The 937-nt window shown below is 40.3% G+C and carries 1 protein-coding gene; it reads left to right on the top strand.

The annotated features are described in order from the left end of the window. Positions 1-232: 232 nt before the first annotated feature. Positions 233-937, top strand: a 705-nt coding sequence (locus ACYVTD_RS14140) for a hypothetical protein (protein WP_461248363.1), incomplete at its 3' end; no start/stop codon positions are given.

Consider the following 937-nt stretch of genomic DNA (forward strand, 5'->3'; position numbering starts at 1 on the left):
TGGCGTCTGGAGCGGATCAGATTAACATAGCGGTACATAACGTCAATGAAATGACTACCAAGAACCGCGATGCCATTGACTCCTTGATAGCGGAAGTTTCAAAGTTTAAAGTAGAATAATCAACTAGAGATACGCGAAGGTGTGACTTCGATAAGCTCAGCAAGAAAATGTCACACACCAGATAACCTCGGTTACCGATTTGGTAACCGAGGTTTTATTCTAATTGGGAGCAATGATGAATAAACCTAAAACCGGTCCACACAGAATGGTTTGGGGTGAACGTAAAATTTCTCTGCGTTTCCGTTTTATCAATATCGCGCTTTTCATGCTGACTTCCGTAATCATGGCGGCGGTAATGATCAGCGTACTCAAAAATGTAACAAAACAAGTATCCGTGGATTATGCCAGATATTTTGCCGCCAACGCCGCCGGAACCTTTGGAGCCCATCTTTCCAAGGAGATAGCTCTTGTATCTAAAACCGTAAGCTCGCACGAAATCATTGAATGGTTTCTTGATGAAAATAATTACCAAAAAAAACTCATGGCTTACGATGAAATGTCAGGGACTATAAATCAATTATCCAGTAATGATTTGTATATCGCAATGCAAAAAACACTGCATGAATTTACACTTGAAAAATACTCAGATGTTGACGACATAAAAGCGGTCGCAAGCCTTGATCCTGATTATTATGACGATGCATGGTATTTTGAATGTATAGCTTCCGACATGGAATATGTCTTAAATGTGGATATTGACAAAATATTACACAGAAAACTGGTGTGGCTTAATTACAAGGTTGTCCATGAAGGCGTTCCTATTGGGGTGTTTTGCGCCGGTCTTAATTTTGCCGATGTTGCCGAAGAACTGTTTTCCCACTACAACGGCTCAAAAACACGCAGTCTAATTATTGACAGCAAAGGCTCTATTCAAATG

It is taken from the genome of Treponema sp. R6D11 (genome assembly GCF_054786075.1).